The organism is Collinsella aerofaciens (genome assembly GCF_028206995.1).
Taxonomy (GTDB): Bacteria; Actinomycetota; Coriobacteriia; order Coriobacteriales; family Coriobacteriaceae; genus Collinsella; species Collinsella aerofaciens_AQ.
The window spans coordinates 73,926-92,690 of the sequence record NZ_JAQLFL010000006.1; the positions used below are offsets into that span (position 1 = coordinate 73,926).

Sequence of the window (18,765 nt, forward strand, 5' to 3'; positions counted from 1 at the left end):
CTTTTAGGTAGCGGAGGTATCGACGACGCCGGTCACATTGGCAACCGCAACTATGACGATCATGCATAGGAGCAGCACACCCAATGCCTTGAGCCAGAGTTTCGCGAGCTTCTTGCCGCGATAGCTGTCGAGCAGTGCGAATCGCCGACGAAGACGGCGCTTATCGAGCAGCGCAAAATGCATAAGCACCATAAGACCATCGACAAAGAAAAAATACTCGATTATGAGAAGCCACGTCGGGTAGCTTTGGTTTGCTCCGGTGGGGTGAAAGACGGCAAAGTGACTTCCGGCAAAGAACACAAGCAGCGAGAAGCAGACGAGCGTATTCCAAATGCGCCCCAGAGACTCCGGAACGCGAGAGAGCAGGCCGCATGCAGCGGAGGCGGCAGGCCTAGGAAGCCCTGCGGGGTTCTGGAGCCCTTGGGACGCCAACACCGTCTCCGAGGCCGGAGTACGGACAGGCGCAGGCGCAGAAGGCCGCACGGGGTGAATCAGGTCGTATGCCACGCGCGTCGCCCGTCCCAACGCTTCCGCACTCGCAAAACGTTTGGCCGGGTCGAGCGCCATCGACATGCAGATGACATCGGCAAGTGGAGTGGGAATGCCACGCGCCTCGCATTGCTCGCGCATGTCGAGCCCTGGTTTAGGGTCGACTCCCGTCAAGCAGAAGAACAACAGGGCGCCAAGTGCGTAGACGTCGCTGCGCACACTCGTCTGCCCAAACCCATACTGCTCGGGCGGCGCATAGGGTCGTGTGCCAAACTTGACGGTGTCGGCATCGGCGCCATCGCGCCATACGCGCGCGATCCCTAGGTCGATAATCACCAGCGATGAAAATGTCAGGCCGTCATCAGGCGTATAGTTGGCACCTGTCACGATGATATTCGACGGCTTGAGGTCGCGATGGATCACCGGCGCCGACGTCTCCCCCGCCATTGCAAAACCGGCATGGAGCTCGCCCACGGCGTCGCAAAGGACAGGATACAATTCACGCGCATAATCGGGGGTGGCTCCCAGACGGTCCACCAGAGCCCCGAGTGTCTCCCCTTCGATGTATTCCATAACCACGTTGAGCTCGTCGCCCACACGACGACAATCGACGATTCTGGGCAGGTGCTCAAAACGCCTACCTGCCCGTTGCGCGGCAAACAGACGCTCGTATGCCCCGCCGATTTGAGCCGAAGCATCGATGCGTTTACGGACAAAGGGGCCGAGCGAACCACCGCCGGTTCCTTCAAAGTACACGAGCTCGGTTGTTTCAACGGACGAGCGCTTAAGTACACGCTCCACGCGATAGCTGTCGTCGCGATCGAGCGACGCCAGGTGCTCGGCAAGCGCTGCGGTCAGCTCGTCATCGGAATATGTTGGGATCTGAGTATCCATAGCCTCCATCATAGCGCAGGGCGCAGACACCCCATGGCATCCACGCCCCGTTCGTTTGCATCGTTGTTCGGCAGCTCCGCCGGCTCAGATATCAGCCGCTAACTCACCGTCTCCTCGCCAAAGCGATACAGCTCCTCGTTGACCTTTTGGAGGCTGCACCCGCGATCGATGCAAAAAATGATAATCGCATCGCGGCGGTCCTTGCAGTTAAGGACGCTTACCCCGGCAGCCGTCAGCGCACGGTTGGTCTCTTTGAGCGTCAGCGCCATCGCAAAGGCAATCTGCAGCACCTTATTGCGACTCGGATGACGCGCGCCGGTAAAGATCTGATAGCCAAAGGTCTCATTGAGATCGGCCATACGAACCACGCGCGAGCGCTCCAAGCCCTTTTCCTGCAGTAGCTGCTTCAGGTAGTTCGAAAGCGACGGGGTGGCAAAGTCGTGTTCTTTGATATAGCCATCGATGTTTGGCGCGTCGAGAAGCTCATTGAGTAACTCGTCAGTCAGCTTTTTATCGGGCATACGACTTCACCTCCCATACGGCGCAACGGTAGCGACATGCTAGGCCAGCACCCAGCTTGCAGTGGCAGACTTATCAAACATGTTGGCAAAATACAGTGCCTTCTTGATATCGCCATCAAAGTAGATATTGCCCGCCACGGAGCCACCGGCGGAAAGGGTACCAGACTGCAGCTCATCGGAGCCCTCGCTGTAGTAACCCTGATTCTGCTGAGCGCCGTTGGCGTCCTCGCCCTTCCAGTCGTAGATGTTGTAATCTGCGCCCTCATCGCCATTGTTGACGTACGTGACGTGAATGCCCGTCATGGTCGAACCGTCATAATTTGTGAGGCCGGGCTGGACGGAATCGACAACGACGGAAAGACCGGAAGCCGTGGTCACCGTCGCACCAACCGCCAGGTCAGTCGTAGACTGCTCTTCCTTCTTCGCCTCTTCCTTCTTGTCGTCATCGCCAGCGTCCTCGGTGACGGTCGCCTTATCGCTATCACAACCGGCAAGAAGACCGGCAGTCCCCAAGGCGACGGTGGCGAATGCGCCAAGTGCAGTGCGACGGCTCAGCAGCACTTCGTTTTCGAGCTTTTTCATTATGCATCCTTTCTACGATCCGGCTACCGTGCCGGCACACAGCACATCGTAGGAAGGATTAAACTTGAATTCATTAGCTGAGAGCTAAGGTTGCGGTAAACGGCCAATGCAGTTATCCAAACGCCGAGCAAACGCACTTTGCGCGACCGTCTGCTGGCAGCGCATCAAACCACCGCGACGGATTCCCCGGTAAAAGCACTGATCATCAACAGGACAAAGAACGCCAGGTAGCTGATGCTCAGCAGGTAGGCGATGACCAAAAAGGCAATCCATCCTACATTGGTCTTACCGTCGGCACGACGTTGCTCGCGAGAACGGCACAGCCAAATCGTCACGCCGATGGCCACAATCAACAGCACAAGTGCCGCTGCCGCCAGTCCAGCAAGCGCAAACATCACGCCAATGCTCACAGCAATAACCGGGAGCAGCAGCAAACCGCACCCGCATCCACCCGGACTATATACGGCAGGCTGTCGGCGTCGCCTCATCGTCACGCCACCCCCATCATCTCTGAGCACTACAGCGCAATGGCCTGCTGAACAGGAACGATCTTATCGAGTTCCGGTTCGATCCGCCTTTTCTCGGCCTCAAGGTCAAACGCCACCTGAGCGCGCAGCCAATAACCATCCGTCAGGCCAAAATAACGGCAAAGACGGAGGTCGGTGTCGGCCGTCACGCGACGTTTTCCCAAGACAATCTGCCCGATACGCTGAGCCGGAATCCCGGTCTCTTTCGCAAGGCGATATTGAGAAATGCCCATGGGAACAAGAAACTCCTCTTTGAGAAGCTCACCAGGAGTCACTGGCGACAGCAAATCGGACGAGGTCTCATCACTTGTGATAATCGACGATTTCGACATTCCAAGCCATCTCCTGTCTCCACTCAAAACAGACCCGATAGCGCTCGTTAACACGGATGCTATATTGACCGGCACGATCGCCCTTCAAAGCTTCCAGGCGATTGCCCGGCGGAACGCGAAGATCATCAAGCGAAGCACAAACCTGCAGTTGGCGAATCTTCCTCAACGCAACACGCTCAAAGGGCACGAACCTCCTGACCCGCACACCCATGGCAAAGCGTTCGGTATCCTCATCTTCATACGATGCAATCATAGTATCGCCTTACGTTAGTAACGTCAAACGTTTCTATAGACTTACATCTCTATTATATCGTACGTTTGTTCGTGTTTTCTAGAACAAATAGTCCTTCACACCTTAGTCAAGCAAAAGCAATCGTTTGTAGACATCGAGGCCCTTGAGTAGAATTTCCTCGTCAAAGAGCATGCTATCGGTATGCAGAGCGCTTGTGGCATAGGCGGGGCAGCCATCCGAATCACTCGGGTTGTCTTGGTCCTCTGGCATACCCGTGCCCAGCAGGAAAAACACGCCCGGCAGATGGCGCTGATAGAACGCGAAATCCTCGGCGATTAGCAGCGGCTCGTCCACGAGCTGCAATTCGGGCAGAGCGGGCGCGATTCGGGCAAACAACTCAGGGTCGTTATCGACCGGTGGATAGCCCTCGGCAAAGTCAAGATCATACGTGCAGCCCGTTGCGGTGCACGCCTCGTCGAGCACACGGCGTACGCCTTCGCGCGCACGGTCGAACATGTCGTCCGTAAACACACGTAGGCTGCCGGCAACATGGGCCTCCCCCGCCACCGCGTTGCAGACGGTACCGGCCTGCAGCAGACCAAACTTACCGATACAGGGCTCGTCGGTGCCCAGCTCGTCCATCAGCTCGCGCTCGGCAACCAAAAACTTCGCTGCCGCCAACGCGGCATCGTGCGACTCCCCAACCGGCACACCATAGGTCTTAGCGATGTGGATGCTCGTACCGTGAATATGGATATGCGTCTCGCTCGAACGCGCCAGCAGCGGACCGGAACAACTCGCCAACGTGCCGGCAGGCAGATCGGGCCACACATGGAAGCCAAAAATGCGGTCGGCCCCATAGCGCTCGAACACACCACTCTCGCATACCGTCTTGGCACCACCGGTCGTTTCCTCGGCCGGCTGGAACACAAAGAGAACGTTGCGCCTAATGGCGCCCGGCTGTTCGCGAATCGTACGGTCAACATGCGTCGCGGCGGCAAGCGCCATGGCCATGTGTCCGTCATGTCCGCAAGCGTGCATCTTGCCGGGATGGGTCGAGGCAAAGGCCGCTCCCGTCGCCTCCACGATGGGCAGCGCATCCATATCGGCGCGAATCGCCGTAGCATGCGCGGCATCAACACCGGCGTCGAAGAAAGCACAGACGCAGCTGGGGCACGGATGGGTCACCTCGCAAGCGAGCGGTGCCAGCACGCCCTCGATATAGGCAATGGTTTGCGGAAGATCGAAATCGAGCTCCGGAATGCGATGGAGATCGCGGCGATAGCGACGGAGTTCTTGGAGCTCGGTCATAGAGGATCCCTTCGTGAGGCACATCTGTTGCAACTTATTGTGATACAGGATTGTGGCGCACATGTTTCCAGCATATCCCTGCATTTTTTAAACGTTATATACGAATACTCTTGTTTGGTAAAGTGCAACGTGATAGGGTCTTTACCACTTGATAGAGGCGCGGGCACGAAGAACCGCGGGCGAGCCGGCAGGCTTTGACCCCGTGGGGAGGCGAAACCCGCCGAACTGGGTTTTTCGGGCACGAACAACCTGGTGGGCCTGTGGGAAACACCCACAGGACTGTCTGCAGCAATGCGGGAGCGCTATCCGGACATTGGGTCCACGCTATGCGGATTCGATGCGCAGATGGCGCCGTCTGGATAGCGAGGTTTACGGGACATGGCATTGACCCCCAACGAGGCATATGCGGCCAAGCAGCCGTTTGTGGACAAGGAGACACTCGAGCATATCGTCGAGCAGTTCCCCACGCCGTTTCATCTATACGACGAGGCGGGCATCCGCCGCAACATGCAAGAAGTGCGCGACGCCTTTGCATGGAACCCGGGCTTTAAGGAATACTTTGCCGTCAAGGCCAACCCCAACCCGGCGCTCATCTCCATTCTCAACGAATACGGCTGCGGCTGCGATTGCTCGAGCTATACCGAGCTCATGATCGCCCGCTCGCTGGGTATCACGGGACACGACATCATGTTCTCGTCCAACGACACGCCGGCTGCCGACTTTGAGCTCGCCGACAAGCTGGGCGCCATCGTCAACTTTGACGACATCAGCCACATCGAGTTCTTTGAGCGCGTTGCGGGGCCCATCCCCAAGACGGTCAGCTGCCGCTTTAATCCAGGCGGTCTGTTCCAGCTCTCCAACGGCATCATGGACAACCCGGGCGACTCCAAATATGGCATGACCACCGAGCAACTCTTCGAGGCCTTCCGCATGCTCAAGGCCAAGGGCGCCGAGGACTTTGGCATCCACGCATTCCTTGCCAGCAACACCGTCACCAACGACTACTACCCCAAGCTCGCACGCATCCTCTTTGAGCTTGCCGTACGCCTGGAGCGCGAGACCGGCGCACACGTCGCCTTCATCAATCTGTCCGGCGGCGTCGGCATCCCCTATCTGCCCGAACAGCAGGCCAACGACATTCACGCCATCGGCGAGGGAGTACACGCGGCATACGACGAGATCCTGGTTCCCGCCGGTATGGGCGATGTGGCCATCTGCACCGAGATGGGCCGCTATATGATAGGCCCCTACGGCTGCCTGGTCACCAAGGCCATCCACGAGAAGCAGATCTACAAGGACTATATCGGTGTCGACGCAAGCGCCGTCGATCTGATCCGCCCTGCCATGTATGGCGCCTACCACCACATTACGGTGATGGGCCAGCCGGGTGGCGCCGACAAGACCACAGTACCCGTTACGGACACCTACGACATCACGGGCAACCTATGCGAGAACAACGACAAGTTCGCCATCGATCGCGAGTTACCGCATATCGACATGGGCGACCTGCTTGTGATCCACGATACCGGTGCGCATGGCTACTCCATGGGCTACAACTACAACGGACGTCTGCGCTCCGCCGAGGTTCTGCTGCGCCCCGATGGCTCAGCCGACCTCATCCGCCGTGCCGAGCGCCCGGGCGATTACTTTGCCACGCTCGACGTGCTGCCGAGCGGCCGAGAGCTGCTGGCCAAGTCGCGCGCCGAAAGTGCCCGCCGTCGCGCCCAAGACGAGCGCTTGGCCGTCGCCGCCCAATGGAATAAGCGCATCCAGATCGCGGAAGCGAAGGAGAAGAACATGGATATCCGCAACCTCGAGGGCTCAATCGTCGCCCTCGTCACGCCGTTTAAAAAGGACGGCAGCGTCGACTTTGACGCACTCGAGCGCCTTATCGATTTCCACCTGCAAAACGGCACCGACGCCATCCTCACCCTGGGCACCACCGGCGAGAGCGCCACGATGACCGATGACGAGGACAACTCCGTCGTCGCCGCCGTGGTCAAGCATGTTGCAGGACGCGTCCCCGTCATCGCCGGCTCGGGCTCCAACTCCACGCAAACCATGCTCACCAAGTCGCTCACTTACCAGGGCTTGGGAGCCGACGGCCTGCTGCTCATTACCCCCTACTACAACAAGTCCAACGAAGAGGGTATCTATCAGCACTTTAAGACCGTCGCCGATGCTGTGGACATCCCCTGCATCCTGTACAACATCCCCGGCCGTTGCGGCTGCGGCATCAGCGAGCGCAACGTAGAGCGCCTGGCCGCACATCCCAACATCATGGGTATTAAGGAAGCCTCTGGCAACGTCGCTTACGCGGCCAAGATCGCCCACCTGCTGTCCGACGACTTCCGCATGTACTCGGGCGAGGACGCCCTCACCGTGCCGCTCATGAGCCTGGGCGCTTCGGGCACCATCAGCGTGTGGGCCGACGTTCAGCCGCAGCTCGTGCACGACATGTGCCGCGCCTATCTGGACGGCGACGTGGAGCGCGCCCGCGATATCCAGATTGCCGGCCAGCCGCTCATCAATGCCCTCTTTAGCGAGGTCAACCCCATCCCCGTCAAGGAAGCACTCGCCCAGATGGGTATGATCGAGGCAAACTACCGCATGCCGCTGTGCCCCATGGCAGACGACACGCGCTCCGCACTTACCGATGCTCTGAAAGGAGCTGGTCTGCTTGATTAAGACCGTCATTATGGGAACGGGCCGCATGGGCTCGCTCATCCGCACCACCGCCGAGGGCATTGTCAACACCGCTGGAGAGCCCGTTTTTGACATCGTCGCCCAGATCGGCTTCGACTTGTCCGAGCTCGAGAGCGCACCGGCCGCCGATGTAATCATCGACTTCTCGAACGTCGTGACCTTCGATGCCGTTGTCGCCTATGTCGAGCGCACGGGTGCCGCACTCGTTTCCGGCACCACGGGCTATACGCCCGAGCAGGTGGATCGCCTGCGCGAGCTGGGTCAGAACGCCCGTGTTATGCACTCGGGCAACTACTCTATCGGTATCGCCGCCCTGCGCCATCTGGTTGCCCAGGCCACGCGCGAGCTGCCCGGCTTTGACTGCGAAATCGTCGAGACGCACCATAATCAAAAGGTCGACGCCCCCAGCGGCACTGCCAAGTTGTTGCTCGACGCCGTCGTCGAAGCCGAGCCCGAGGCAGGCTACCACCCCGTCTATGGCCGCGAGGGCATGTGCGGCGCGCGCGACCCCAAGGAGATCGGCATGCACTCGCTGCGCGGCGGCACCGTCGCCGGCGTGCACGAGGTAAGCTTTTTCGGCCAGGACGAGGAGGTCACGCTCACGCACCGCGCCACGAGCCGTCAGATCTTCGTCAACGGCGCCCTGGCAGCCGCGCAGAAGCTCGTCACCCGCGAGCCTGGCTTCTATACGTTCGACCAGGTCATGTTTGCCTAACCAGGTATCAACCGGATCCACTCAAAGGAGAGACAGCAAATGAGTAATGCAGCCGAGATGGACGCACAGGAGATTATCAACTACATCGCAACCGCGCCCAAGAAAACGCCCGTCAAACTGTACGTGCGCGAAAAGCCGGGCATGAAGGTCCAGTGGGGCAATGCGCACGTCTACGGCGGTCGTCGTGGCAAGACCGTCTTTGGTGACTGGGATGAGCTCAAGGCAATCCTCGACGCCAACGCCGACTCCATCGACTACTACGACGTAGAGAACGACTGCCGCAACTCCGCCGTGCCCATGCTCGACCTCAAGGGTATCAACGCCCGCATCGAGCCGGGCGCGATCATCCGCGACCGTGTCGAGATTGGCGATCGCGCCGTCATCATGATGGGCGCCATCATCAACATCGGCTCCGTCATTGGCGAAGGCTCCATGATCGACATGGGCGCTGTGCTGGGCGGCCGCGCCACCGTGGGCAAGAACTGCCACATCGGCGCCGGCACCGTGCTGGCAGGCGTCGTGGAGCCCGCCAGTGCCACGCCCGTCATCATCGAGGACGACGTTATGATCGGCGCCAATGCCGTGGTCCTGGAGGGCGTGCACGTAGGCAAGGGCGCTGTCGTTGCCGCCGGCGCCGTGTGCGTCGAGGACGTCCCCGCCGGTGCCGTCGTGGCCGGTGTCCCCGCCCGCGTCATCAAGATGCGCGACGAGAAGACCGACAGCAAGACCGGCCTGGAAGAGGGCTTACGTCAACTCTAGGGCTGCGCAGTTTTACCAAACCGCGTAACTAGTCGACGCTGCACCTTTGGTTCCGTCGTTCTAACGAACGACGGATCTCTCGACGCTGCAAACGCCCCTAAGCGGCAATCTGACGTTCAATCGTCGGTCGCGTACCGAAGTACGCTTCCCTCCTCTTTCACGTCACCTTGCTCGCCTAGGGGCGTTTTCGCTGACTTATGCTCAGTCTGCAACTCAATTCAGCTCCAAGCAAAAAGGCCGAAGTCCCGAAGGGTTTCGGCCTTTGCTTTGTCTGAAGTTCAAGCGCAGTTTATCGATTCTCAATTGACCCGATGTTTTTTAGCTCGATGGAGATGAGGCCGTTAGGCTCATTGACGAACTCGATGTACTCGGAGTTGGAACCCATCTCGGCCGGGAAGCTGATCTCGATACCCGTGTCGGTACGGATCTTATGATTGCGCACCGCCGCGCGTTCGACCTGCTTGCGCTCCACGGGCACACGCTCAGGCACCTTCTCCTCGGTCAGTGCCGCGCGCACGCTCTCCTTGATGACCGGCTCGTCCTCAAAGACCTCGTCGACGATATCCCAAGGCGGCAGCTCCTCGTCATCCTCGACCTTCTCGGCAACAGCAGCCTTAACCTTGGCGAGCGCTACGGCCGTATTGGCACCGTGCTCCTCGGCGACTTCCTCGACCACACGCGTCACGGTGTCGATGACCTCCTTGCCCGATACGCCCGTGTCGCACTGCAGCAGGCCATCGGGGATAAGCATACGGTCCTCGCCGGCGATCTTGCGTTTCTTGTCCACATAGCCGATCTCCATGGTGCTTGCACGCACGATTGCATAGCTCGGCACCTTTTGCGAGGGATTCGGCAGAATGGCGTAGTGGCGCGCAATGTCGTTGCGCACCTCGCCCTCTTCGCGACCTACCTCGTGCATAAAAGCCTGCTTGGAGCCCAGCAGCATCACGGCAAACCAGCGGGCATCCTCATCGTCATCAAAGTCCGCCACAAGCACGTCAGTGGACTCGGCTTTCTCGGCCTTGGTAAGTTCGGAAGAGATGAACTCCGCAATCTGCTGAGACAGGTCCACGAACTCACGCTCACCAAAGAAATAGCCCTTGAGCTCGCCGCCGAATGCGGAGTTCTCGGCAAACGTGGCGCGTTTATTGTCGGCCGAGGTGCGTGCGCGGCGCAGATGCGTGGTCACGAAGTTGCGCACGGTACGGCTCTCGATATCGAGCTCTCGCTGGCTCATGACGTTGACGGCAGAGTCAAAGTCCAGGATATGCAGAATCGCGTGATTGATTTTCATATACGGCATTCCGTTCTAGATCGATTTCGGCACGAACCAGTATAGCGGTCGAGCCCGCCCCAGGCGCATCGAAGATTGGCGCATCGGGGACAGGTTGCTTTGTATCAATGGCTAGCGCAGGAGCTCGGACTGCCAAGCCTCGAGCTGTTCTGCCAAACTCTTGCCGGCAGCGGGCACGTCGATCTGGGGTCGTTTGGGCAACAGTGCGCATTTAAGGATCGCCACGATGGTCTGCGAGATAAAGCGTCGCGTATCTTTGTCAAAGCCTTGCGCAGCCTGGAGCATCACGGGCAGACTCTCACGCAGATTTCCTGCGATATCCGCAAACCGTTCGGCGTCCGTAGCCTCAAACACGGAGAACAACGCATCTACAAAACGCTCGCGCTCGCTAGGTGACACTGCAAGCAGCATCTCGCGAATGGAGCCATCAACGTATCGAGCACCGGCGGACAGGCGCTCACAGTATACGAAGTCGCAACCATCAACCACCCAGCTAAAGGGATTGTGCTGCAGCAGGCTGAACTCGGTGCTCTCAACGATGGCATAGTCCTCTTGTGTCTCGAACATCATGCCGAAGATCGACGACCGAGGTAGCGTCTTGTCGATTCGACCGGAAAGATCGGCAAAGGCGTTGCCGTTCAGAAACTCCTCGACGAACCCTGGACCATCATGGGAATACGCCCGTTCGATTCGCTCACGGGCGACATCGGAGCACATCGCCGCACCGTACACCGCAAGGTTTCCGCCCTTGGAATGACCTCCGCACAAAAGCGGCCCGTCGATCGCATCCGCCGCCTCGTCCACATAACGCGCCGCGGATTCCTGGGCCGGCACAGGACACCGGAACGCCATGTTAAAGTCCTCTTTCCAGCCCACAATCGTGCTGTCGGTCCCCCGGAAGGAAAGATAGCTAAACCCCGCCGGAAACCGGAACGCCATGGCTGCAAACTGCTCCGTCGCCACCACATCGCTCACGGCACGATAGCCGCAAACGTGCACGCCGCGGTATCTGGGATTTGCTGCCACGGCCTCCAACAAGGCCCTGCTTCCCTCTGGGTCCCACAAGTCGTCAATCATGTCCCGGTAGCACTCGGCACGCAGCAGTTCGCGTACGTCTAGGCCCTGCCAGTTCGTCAGCCCCGCCATATCACCCGGCAAGCGCAAATAGGACAACCACGCAAAGACCAGGCTATCCACCGCGCAGAACGGCCGCTCCTCAAAGGGATCAAACGCCGTCTGGACATAGGTCAAAAAATTAGGCGAATCCGACATGGCCCTCCCATCAACTATGGTGCATTGGAGTCAGGTTACTTTGCACCAAAAAGGCGCCCGGGCCGTGTGGACCCGGACGCCTTCATTGTAGCTTTTCGCTCTAGCGAGCTTGATTTAGCAGGAGAAGTCGACGCTGTCGATGATGTCCTTGAGGGCCTTGGCGGAGACGGTGAGCTCATGCTGCTCGTCGTCGTTCAGCGGCACGGGGACGCGGCAGACAACGCCGTCGCGGCCAACGACGGTCGGCATGGAGATGGCAAGATCGGACAGGCCATACTCGCCCACCATGAGCGAGGAGACAGGCAGAACGGTCTGCTCATCGCGCATAACGGCGGTGCAGATGCGCTTGACGGCCATGGCGACGCCATAGTAGGTGGCGTGCTTCTTCTCGATGATGGTGTAGGCGGAGTTCTTGACGTCCTCGGCGATGCGCTTCTCGGCAGCCTCATGCTCCAAGTGGCCGTGAAGCTCACAGAAGGTGTTCAGCGGAACGCCGGCAACCTGAGCGCTGGACCAAGCGACAAACTCGGAGTCGCCGTGCTCGCCCATGACATAGGCCTGGACATCGCGCGGGTCAACCTCGACGTGGGCACCAAGCATCTGCTGCAGGCGGCCGGTGTCGAGCACGGTGCCGGAGCCGATGACGTGGCCCTCGGGCAGGCCGGACATCTTGATGGCGGCGTAGGTCAGAACATCGACCGGATTGGAGACGATTAGCAGAATGCCGTCGAAGCCGGACTTCTTAATCTCGGGAATAATGGACTTAAAAATGTTGACGTTCTTGTTGACCAGGTCCAGGCGGGTCTCACCGGGCTTCTGGGCAGCGCCAGCGGTGACGACGATCATGGCGGCGTCGGCGACATCGGAATAATCGCCGGCGTAGATCTTCATCGGCTCGGCAAACGTCATGCCGTGCGCGATATCCAGGGCCTCACCCTCGGCGCGGTTCTTGTCCACGTCGATGAGGACCATTTCGGAGAACAGACCGCTCTGCATCAGCGCGAACGCCGAAGACGAACCGACGAAACCGCAGCCGACAATAGCGACCTTCTTCTCGTTAACCATTAGAAACTCCCATCTCTCTCCACAAACAAGCCGCCCGGGAACGACCCGAGCGGCTTGCCGTAATCCCAATACATCCAATCGGGACTTTGATTATGCTCCTATTCGCAGCCAAATATCGACCGCTTACCGAAATTATTTGCAGAATTCGTAAAATAACTGCACGAAATCGGTTTCGAGCTATTGACGAGCCGAAACAACTTTCTAATACAGGCCCGCCTCGCGAATGGCCTCGACAGCCAAAGCGATCTGGTCGGGCGGCAAGACCAGCGCCATGCGCACGTGCCCCTCGCCCGAAGGACCAAAGCTCGCGCCCGGCGTCACCACAACGCCGGCCTTCTCCATAAGCTCCTCGCAAAACGCCATGGAATCGGTGCGACCACCGGGAAGCTTGGCCCACACGAACATAGAGCCATGCGCGTTGGGACGCTCCCAGCCCAGGCCCTCAAGACCGTCGCACAGGGCATCGCGGCGCTCCTGGTACTTCAGACGCTGCGCCTCGACCTCATCGCGCGGACCGTTCAGACAGGCGATAGCAGCCTTCTGGATCGGGAAGAACATACCAAAGTCGATTTGGCTGCGCAGCTTGGCAAAGGCCGAGACCACGTCCTCGCGGCCGACCAAAAAGCCGATACGCGCACCGGTGACGTTAAACGACTTGGAGAGCGAGAAGAACTCAACGCCCACCTCGAGCGCACCGGGATACTGCAAGAAGCTTCCGCCCGGCTCGCCGTCGAACACGATGTCGGAGTACGCGTTGTCGTGAACAATCAGTAGATCGTGCTCACGCGCGAAGGCGATAATCTCCTCGTAGACCTCGGGCGTACCCACCGAGCCGACCGGGTTCGCGGGCAACGAAACGATCATGTACTTGGCGCGATCGGCCACCTCGGGATCGATGCCCGCCACATAGGGCAGGTAATTGTGCTCGGCAACCAGCGGATAGTACTCGAGCTTGGCATCGGCGATCTTCGCACCCGCCTCAAAGACCGGGTAGCACGGATCGGGAACTAGAATGGTGTCACCCGGATCGAGCAGGGCCAGGCCCAAATGACCCACGCCCTCCTGCGTGCCGTTGCACGACTGCACCATGGACGGCGTAATGCCCGAAACGCCAAAGCGACGCTCGTAGTAATCGCACACGGCTTGCTTAAGCTCAGGCAGGTCGCGCAGGGCGTACCTCCACATCTCGGGATCTTGGGCCGCCTGCGTGAGCGCCTCGACCACGTGGTCGTACGGCTTAAAGTCGGGCGTGCCCACGCTCATGTTGTAAATGGTCTTGCCCTGAGCCTTCAGCGCGAGAAGCTTGTTGTTGAGCGAGGCGAAGACCTCCGCGCCAAAGCGGTCGAGACGCTGCGATGCCTGCATGGTGCCACCTTTCGATATAAAAACGCGGCGCTCTGACAAGAGCGCCGCGCGATACGGGCCATCAGATTGCAAAAGTGTAACGCTTGCAACCCCCGTATTGGTTCAATTTAGCCAACCTTAGTCAACTGCATCGAGCGCGTCGATCTGCGCAAGCCACAAATGCGAGCTGGCGTCACTCGGCATACGCCAATCACCGCGCGGGCTGAGTGTCACCGAGCCCACCTTGGGACCATCGGGCAGACAGCTGCGCTTAAACTGCTGGGCAAAGAAGCGACGGTAGAACGTACGCAACCACGTGTGAACGGTCTTGGCGTCGTAGACGCCCTCAAAGCTCTTGAGCGCCATGCGGTAGATCTTGCCCGGCTCAAAGCCAAAACGCAGCAGGTAATAGAGGAAGTAATCGTGCAGCTCGTACGGCCCCACCAAATCCTCGGTCTTCTGCGCAATCTCGCCATCGCCCGTGGGCGGCAGAAGCTCGGGGGACACTGGCGTATCGAGGATATCGAGCAGGACCTCGGCAATGCGCCCACCAAAGACATCGGCCGCATAGCGCACCAGATGGCGCACAAGCGTCTTGGGCACGCTCGCGTTGACGGCGTACATGCTCATATGGTCGCCGTTATAGGTAGCCCAGCCGAGCGCCAGCTCCGACAGATCGCCCGTGCCGATGACAAAACCGCCAGCCTGGTTGGCCAGATCCATCAAAATCTGCGTACGCTCGCGCGCCTGGCTGTTCTCGTAGGTCACGTCCTGCACGGCCGGATCGTGCTCAATGTCCTTGAAGTGCTGTTCCACAGCCGCGTGGATCGAAACCTCGCGGAAGCTCACACCCAGGTCGCGGGCGAGCGACTCGGCATTCGACTTGGTGCGATGCGTCGTGCCAAAGCCGGGCATGGACACGGCTGTGATACCGGTGCGCGGCAGCCCCAGTGCATCGAAGGCGCGAACCGTCACGAGCAGCGCCAGCGTGGAGTCCAGGCCGCCTGAAAGACCGATGACTGCGGCCTTGGTACCCGTATGGGCAAGGCGGGTCTTGAGGCCGGCGGTCTGCAGGTCGAGGATGGTCTCGCAACGCTCGGCCAGGTCGCCATGGTCGGCCGGCACAAAGGGCGCGCGGGGGAAGACACGGTCGATGTCGAACGCATCGCGCAGGACAGGTTCATCTGCCGGCACGCCCTCAAACGAAAATTCAACGGTCGTGGCCTCCGGCGCATCGTCCGCGCGCGTCCACGTCGTCGAGCGACGGCGCTCGGCAACCAGGCGGTCAAGGTCAACGTCGGCGACGGCCATGTCGCAGGTAAGCAGCTTGGTCGCGGCGAGCTTGGAGCCGTTTTCGTAGACGAGGTTCTCCCCCGCAAAGACCATGTCGGTCGTGGACTCGCCCTCGCTCGCGTCTGCATAGGCATAGGCACAGTACAGGCGCGCACTCTGATTGGAGATGAGGCTGCGGCGGTAATCTGCCTTACCGATAATCTCGTCCGAGGCCGACGGATTGAGAATCACCGTCGCACCGGCAAGCGCCATCTCGGTCGAAGGGGGCGCCGGCACCCACAGGTCCTCACAGACCTCAACGCCCAGCACCAGGTCCTCGGCGCCCTCATCACAGCAGCGGTAGACAAGCCCCGAACCCAGCGGAACCGGACCCTGACCGGCAAACTCGACCCACACAGGATCCGCGGGCGCCGGAGCAAACCAACGGCGCTCATAGAACTCGCCATAGTTGGGCAGATACTTCTTGGCCGTGAGGCCCAAAAGCTCGCCCGCGCAGCACACGGCGGCGCAGTTGTAGATGTTTTCTGCCACCGCAACGGGCAAGCCAACGGTAAAGACAACCGGCAGCTCACGAGTCTCATCGAGGATATGCACCAGAGCAGCCTCGCAGGCATGCAGCAGCGTGCGGTTATGGAACAGATCGGCCGCGGTATAGCCGGTCAGGTTAAGCTCGGGCAACACCAGCGCGCGAACGCCGCGCTCGGTAGCCTCGCGAACAGCCGCCAGCGCAACCTCGGCATTGCCCTCGACATCGGCCACGCGAATCTGCGGCGACGCCGCCGCCACACGCAAAAAGCCATCAGACTGAGAAAGGTGAAGATTCATAAGAATGCTCCCGTGCGTAGACGTCATTCACAACAATTAGCAAACCCTATTGTAGTTCAACCGCCGGACGTAACCGCATCCCACCAACTTGGTGAGCAATTGATGAGTTGATGGTATCCGTTAAATGTCACGTACGATTCACATCTGGTGGGTACCCTGATGGCTACACGAAACGAAGCAGATTTACGCCGGGAGGACCCCGTATGACAACCAAGTACACCGACGCGCCGCGCACGCGCGTCATGACGCCGGCATCGCTCAACAACGGCGTGCACGAGAACCATTCCATCGGACAGACCATGGCCATCGCGCCCAAAAAGGGCCTGTTCGATGACATTTCCATTCCCCAGATCATCGCCGGCGCCGCAGCTGCTGCCACGAGCGTCGCGCTTGCTTCAAAGATCGGCATTGCCGGCTCGGTGATTGGTGCCGCTGTGAGCTCAGTCATCACTGTTGTGTCCTCGCAGGTCTATCGCCACTTTATCTCCGCCAGCGCCGAAGCAATCAAGGGCACGCATGCCGCTGTCGACTACCCTGCCGGCGCCTACGAGCCCGTTGAGCCCGATGTCGAGGAGCACCTAGGTGGCGCCGCGACCACGCAGGAGATGCGCCAGGTTGCGGGACGCGCGACCACGGCGCGCGTCGCCCCCAACAGCCTGCGCGCCAAGGCGGCGGCAGAGCGCAGCCAGACGCAAAAGAAGGTCATCGTCTTCTCGATCGCTATCGCCATCGTCGCGGTCATCGCCTGCGCCGGCGCCATCCTTATCACCACTGCCGGTGAGGGTCTGGGCGAGCGTCCCGAGCCAATCCTGTCGTCGCGCACGACCGAGAGCGATGCAAATGGCAACACCCAGTCGCAGGATCAGCAGGCACAGACGGACGATACGCAAGACAGTTCTACCTCTGCCAATTCGTCCTCGAACACCCAAAACCAATCGCAGGGCACCGATTCCTCTACGGCCAACAGTGGCACGCCGTCCGGCACGACCGACTCAAGCCAAACGACTGACAGCTCGCAGCCGAGCACGGGCGACCAGACGAGCGGCAATACATCGGGCACGGGATCTACCGACAACAGCAGCACTAACAGCTCGAGCGGAACCGCGTCCGGTACGGCGTCTGACAGCTCGAGCCAAGGCACGGCGTCGGGCAACTAAGCACGTTTGCCTCTCATAGATAACCGACCTGTATAACGGGCGCGAACCGGCAACGGTCGCGCCCGTTTGCCTTGGGCGCCGAGATGGCACGCCCCGTGCGATGGTAAGATGCTTTGGTGTGTAAAGAGGAGATTTGCCATGAGCAAGACAATAGTTAAGCCCACGCTATCGCTGGGCAACCACATCTATCTATATCGTCTGCTGCGCGATGCGATTGGGTGCGGCAAGCAAACGTTTATGACGCAGGTCGAGGAGACGCTCGCCGCCGGCGACATGGCCGCTTATGACCTGGGCTTCGAGTCCACGCGCGAGCTGCTCGAGGAGCTCGATGACTGCATCAAGCTGACCGTCTTTAAGGGCGGTCGCCTGTATGCCACCGTCATCGCCAACGAGGCCTGGGATGCCGCCCTTGCCAAGGGCGAGGACAAGCCCAAGGCAACCAAGGGAGCCAAGCAGTCCTACAAAAAGAAAAAGCGCGGCGAGAAGGACCTCAAGGCCGTGCGCCCCAAGCACGTTAAGCGTCCCGAGCCCGAAGCCATGGTTGAAGCCGCGCCGGAACCCGAGCCCGAGACAGAGATCGAAGTCGCTATTGAGGTAACGGCAGAAGCCGAAACCGAAATCGCCGCCACGACCGATCCCAAAGTCATATCCGAGCAGGAAGCCACTGTGGAGCTCAACGAAGCGCCCAAGTCGACAACCGAAGAAGCCGCTGACCAACCCGAGCCGCCTGCGTTCCAAAACAGCGATGTCTTTGGCGACGAGGCCGAGGACGATCAGTCCGACGAGCCCACAGATCAAGACGCTACCGAGACGGCGCCGGAACCCGAGACGCCGCAGCCCGCCATCTCGCTCACGGTCGTCTATGACCCCGAGAATGCCAATGCCGGCATCACCACCATGGCATCCACGCCCATCGAGGCAAAGTCGAGCGTCGAGAATGAGAGCGCGACGCAGGTTGAGGTTGAAACTGAAGCTGCAGACGCGCCCGTCACCGTGAAGCCCGCAGATTCCACAATCAAGCCGAAGACGACGCTGGAGTTCGCACCCGTCATCGAATCCGTGCCCGCCTCTGCTTGCGACCAAATTCCCGCACCGGCACCGGCTTCGGTACTCGCAGAGGCCCCAACCCCCGCACCCGTAGCGCCCGCCATCCCCGAGGACTTCCCCGTCGATTTCGCAACCGAGGTCTTCTGCCCCGGCCCGCTTCTGCACCAGCTGTCGACCTATCTCCCCTACGGCGCCGATACCCTCGGCATTGTCGGCGAGTACTACTGGATCGCCCGCGAGCGCGGTACCATCGAGGCCGCGCGAAACCGCGCAAGCTTCCCCCTGCGCTACACGCAGGCCGGCGAGCGCCGCGAGGTTGCCGTGCGCATCCGCCGCAATACCACCGGTGGCCTCGGATCCACCTGGGCCATCGATAAAGTCGAGCCTTCTACCAAGTAAC

17 protein-coding genes and 1 riboswitch are annotated in these 18,765 nt (G+C 60.0%); of the genes, 5 read left to right on the forward strand and 12 right to left on the reverse strand.

Annotated features, from left to right (window positions below):
• Nucleotides 1-3: 3 nt before the first annotated feature.
• The 7 genes from PMX60_RS05860 to PMX60_RS05890 all read right to left on the reverse strand — a co-directional run bounded on the left by PMX60_RS05860 (nucleotide 4) and on the right by PMX60_RS05890 (nucleotide 4,888).
• Complete coding sequence (locus PMX60_RS05860; RefSeq protein WP_271747219.1) at nucleotides 4-1,383, reverse strand: serine/threonine protein kinase; 1,380 nt, start codon at nucleotides 1,381-1,383, stop codon at nucleotides 4-6.
• A gap of 98 nt (nucleotides 1,384-1,481) precedes the next feature.
• Entirely contained in the window at nucleotides 1,482-1,904 is a 423-nt protein-coding gene (locus tag PMX60_RS05865; RefSeq protein WP_271747220.1) for an XRE family transcriptional regulator, read from the reverse strand.
• Between the two features lie 39 nt (nucleotides 1,905-1,943).
• Nucleotides 1,944-2,486 (reverse strand): DUF4352 domain-containing protein, encoded by a 543-nt coding sequence (locus PMX60_RS05870; RefSeq protein ID WP_022094128.1) that lies wholly within the window; start codon nucleotides 2,484-2,486, stop codon nucleotides 1,944-1,946.
• A 164-nt stretch (nucleotides 2,487-2,650) separates the two neighbouring features.
• Nucleotides 2,651-2,974 carry a hypothetical protein gene (locus PMX60_RS05875; RefSeq protein WP_022094129.1) on the reverse strand — a complete coding sequence of 108 codons (324 nt, stop codon included), beginning with the start codon at nucleotides 2,972-2,974 and terminating at the stop codon, nucleotides 2,651-2,653.
• A 29-nt stretch (nucleotides 2,975-3,003) separates the two neighbouring features.
• Nucleotides 3,004-3,345: a HigA family addiction module antitoxin gene (locus tag PMX60_RS05880; RefSeq protein ID WP_022094130.1), complete on the reverse strand. Its 342-nt coding sequence runs from the start codon at nucleotides 3,343-3,345 to the stop codon at nucleotides 3,004-3,006.
• Nucleotides 3,317-3,598 (reverse strand): type II toxin-antitoxin system RelE/ParE family toxin, encoded by a 282-nt coding sequence (locus tag PMX60_RS05885; RefSeq protein WP_022094131.1) that lies wholly within the window; start codon nucleotides 3,596-3,598, stop codon nucleotides 3,317-3,319. Before PMX60_RS05885 ends, PMX60_RS05880 begins: the two co-directional genes overlap by 29 nt.
• A 102-nt stretch (nucleotides 3,599-3,700) precedes the next feature.
• Nucleotides 3,701-4,888, reverse strand: a complete 1,188-nt coding sequence (locus PMX60_RS05890) for an N-acetyldiaminopimelate deacetylase (protein ID WP_271747223.1) — start codon at nucleotides 4,886-4,888, stop codon at nucleotides 3,701-3,703.
• A gap of 144 nt (nucleotides 4,889-5,032) precedes the next feature.
• Nucleotides 5,033-5,201, forward strand: a riboswitch (Lysine riboswitch).
• Between the two features lie 65 nt (nucleotides 5,202-5,266).
• On the opposite strand from PMX60_RS05890, the gene dapA reads away from it, so the two are divergent.
• The 3 genes from dapA to dapD are packed head-to-tail and all read left to right on the forward strand — an operon-like array spanning nucleotide 5,267 to nucleotide 9,068.
• Nucleotides 5,267-7,576, forward strand: coding sequence for a 4-hydroxy-tetrahydrodipicolinate synthase (gene dapA, locus PMX60_RS05895; RefSeq protein WP_271747224.1), 2,310 nt, complete (start codon nucleotides 5,267-5,269; stop codon nucleotides 7,574-7,576).
• Entirely contained in the window at nucleotides 7,569-8,309 is a 741-nt protein-coding gene (gene dapB / locus PMX60_RS05900; protein ID WP_216595137.1) for a 4-hydroxy-tetrahydrodipicolinate reductase, read from the forward strand. Before dapA ends, dapB begins: the two co-directional genes overlap by 8 nt.
• 39 nt (nucleotides 8,310-8,348) lie before the next feature.
• Nucleotides 8,349-9,068, forward strand: a complete 720-nt coding sequence (dapD, locus tag PMX60_RS05905) for a 2,3,4,5-tetrahydropyridine-2,6-dicarboxylate N-acetyltransferase (protein WP_117564410.1) — start codon at nucleotides 8,349-8,351, stop codon at nucleotides 9,066-9,068.
• 289 nt (nucleotides 9,069-9,357) lie between these two features.
• Here the strand turns inward: dapD and PMX60_RS05910 are convergent, their stop codons facing one another.
• The 5 genes from PMX60_RS05910 to PMX60_RS05930 form a co-directional block, all read right to left on the reverse strand.
• Complete coding sequence (locus PMX60_RS05910; protein WP_022094136.1) at nucleotides 9,358-10,362, reverse strand: nucleoid-associated protein; 1,005 nt, start codon at nucleotides 10,360-10,362, stop codon at nucleotides 9,358-9,360.
• Between the two features lie 111 nt (nucleotides 10,363-10,473).
• Entirely contained in the window at nucleotides 10,474-11,634 is a 1,161-nt protein-coding gene (locus tag PMX60_RS05915; protein ID WP_195624772.1) for an Mbeg1-like protein, read from the reverse strand.
• Between the two features lie 114 nt (nucleotides 11,635-11,748).
• Nucleotides 11,749-12,699 carry an L-lactate dehydrogenase gene (locus PMX60_RS05920; RefSeq protein ID WP_117735270.1) on the reverse strand — a complete coding sequence of 317 codons (951 nt, stop codon included), beginning with the start codon at nucleotides 12,697-12,699 and terminating at the stop codon, nucleotides 11,749-11,751.
• Nucleotides 12,700-12,900: 201 nt separating this feature from the next.
• Nucleotides 12,901-14,064 (reverse strand): pyridoxal phosphate-dependent aminotransferase, encoded by a 1,164-nt coding sequence (locus PMX60_RS05925; RefSeq protein WP_271747225.1) that lies wholly within the window; start codon nucleotides 14,062-14,064, stop codon nucleotides 12,901-12,903.
• Nucleotides 14,065-14,181: 117 nt separating this feature from the next.
• Nucleotides 14,182-16,161, reverse strand: a complete 1,980-nt coding sequence (locus PMX60_RS05930) for an NAD(+) synthase (RefSeq protein ID WP_271747226.1) — start codon at nucleotides 16,159-16,161, stop codon at nucleotides 14,182-14,184.
• A 203-nt stretch (nucleotides 16,162-16,364) separates the two neighbouring features.
• Here PMX60_RS05930 and PMX60_RS05935 point away from each other — a divergent pair, with 203 nt between their 5' ends.
• Nucleotides 16,365-17,318, forward strand: coding sequence for a hypothetical protein (locus PMX60_RS05935; RefSeq protein WP_271747227.1), 954 nt, complete (start codon nucleotides 16,365-16,367; stop codon nucleotides 17,316-17,318).
• A 138-nt stretch (nucleotides 17,319-17,456) separates the two neighbouring features.
• Nucleotides 17,457-18,764 (forward strand): hypothetical protein, encoded by a 1,308-nt coding sequence (locus PMX60_RS05940; RefSeq protein WP_271747228.1) that lies wholly within the window; start codon nucleotides 17,457-17,459, stop codon nucleotides 18,762-18,764.
• Nucleotide 18,765 lies beyond the last annotated feature (1 nt).

Excerpts from the sequence above, each read along its gene's own strand:
- PMX60_RS05890 (WP_271747223.1), bottom strand. The coding sequence starts at position 4,888 with ATGACCGAGCTCCAAGAACTCCGTCGCTATCGCCGCGATCTCCATCGC.
- PMX60_RS05885 (WP_022094131.1), bottom strand. The coding sequence starts at position 3,598 with ATGATTGCATCGTATGAAGATGAGGATACCGAACGCTTTGCCATGGGT.
- PMX60_RS05875 (WP_022094129.1), bottom strand. The coding sequence starts at position 2,974 with ATGAGGCGACGCCGACAGCCTGCCGTATATAGTCCGGGTGGATGCGGG.
- dapD (WP_117564410.1), top strand. The coding sequence starts at position 8,349 with ATGAGTAATGCAGCCGAGATGGACGCACAGGAGATTATCAACTACATC.
- PMX60_RS05860 (WP_271747219.1), bottom strand. The coding sequence starts at position 1,383 with ATGGATACTCAGATCCCAACATATTCCGATGACGAGCTGACCGCAGCG.
- PMX60_RS05920 (WP_117735270.1), bottom strand. The coding sequence starts at position 12,699 with ATGGTTAACGAGAAGAAGGTCGCTATTGTCGGCTGCGGTTTCGTCGGT.
- PMX60_RS05915 (WP_195624772.1), bottom strand. The coding sequence starts at position 11,634 with ATGTCGGATTCGCCTAATTTTTTGACCTATGTCCAGACGGCGTTTGAT.
- PMX60_RS05940 (WP_271747228.1), top strand. The coding sequence starts at position 17,457 with ATGAGCAAGACAATAGTTAAGCCCACGCTATCGCTGGGCAACCACATC.
- PMX60_RS05910 (WP_022094136.1), bottom strand. The coding sequence starts at position 10,362 with ATGAAAATCAATCACGCGATTCTGCATATCCTGGACTTTGACTCTGCC.
- dapA (WP_271747224.1), top strand. The coding sequence starts at position 5,267 with ATGGCATTGACCCCCAACGAGGCATATGCGGCCAAGCAGCCGTTTGTG.
- PMX60_RS05880 (WP_022094130.1), bottom strand. The coding sequence starts at position 3,345 with ATGTCGAAATCGTCGATTATCACAAGTGATGAGACCTCGTCCGATTTG.
- PMX60_RS05870 (WP_022094128.1), bottom strand. The coding sequence starts at position 2,486 with ATGAAAAAGCTCGAAAACGAAGTGCTGCTGAGCCGTCGCACTGCACTT.
- PMX60_RS05935 (WP_271747227.1), top strand. The coding sequence starts at position 16,365 with ATGACAACCAAGTACACCGACGCGCCGCGCACGCGCGTCATGACGCCG.
- PMX60_RS05925 (WP_271747225.1), bottom strand. The coding sequence starts at position 14,064 with ATGCAGGCATCGCAGCGTCTCGACCGCTTTGGCGCGGAGGTCTTCGCC.
- PMX60_RS05865 (WP_271747220.1), bottom strand. The coding sequence starts at position 1,904 with ATGCCCGATAAAAAGCTGACTGACGAGTTACTCAATGAGCTTCTCGAC.
- PMX60_RS05930 (WP_271747226.1), bottom strand. The coding sequence starts at position 16,161 with ATGAATCTTCACCTTTCTCAGTCTGATGGCTTTTTGCGTGTGGCGGCG.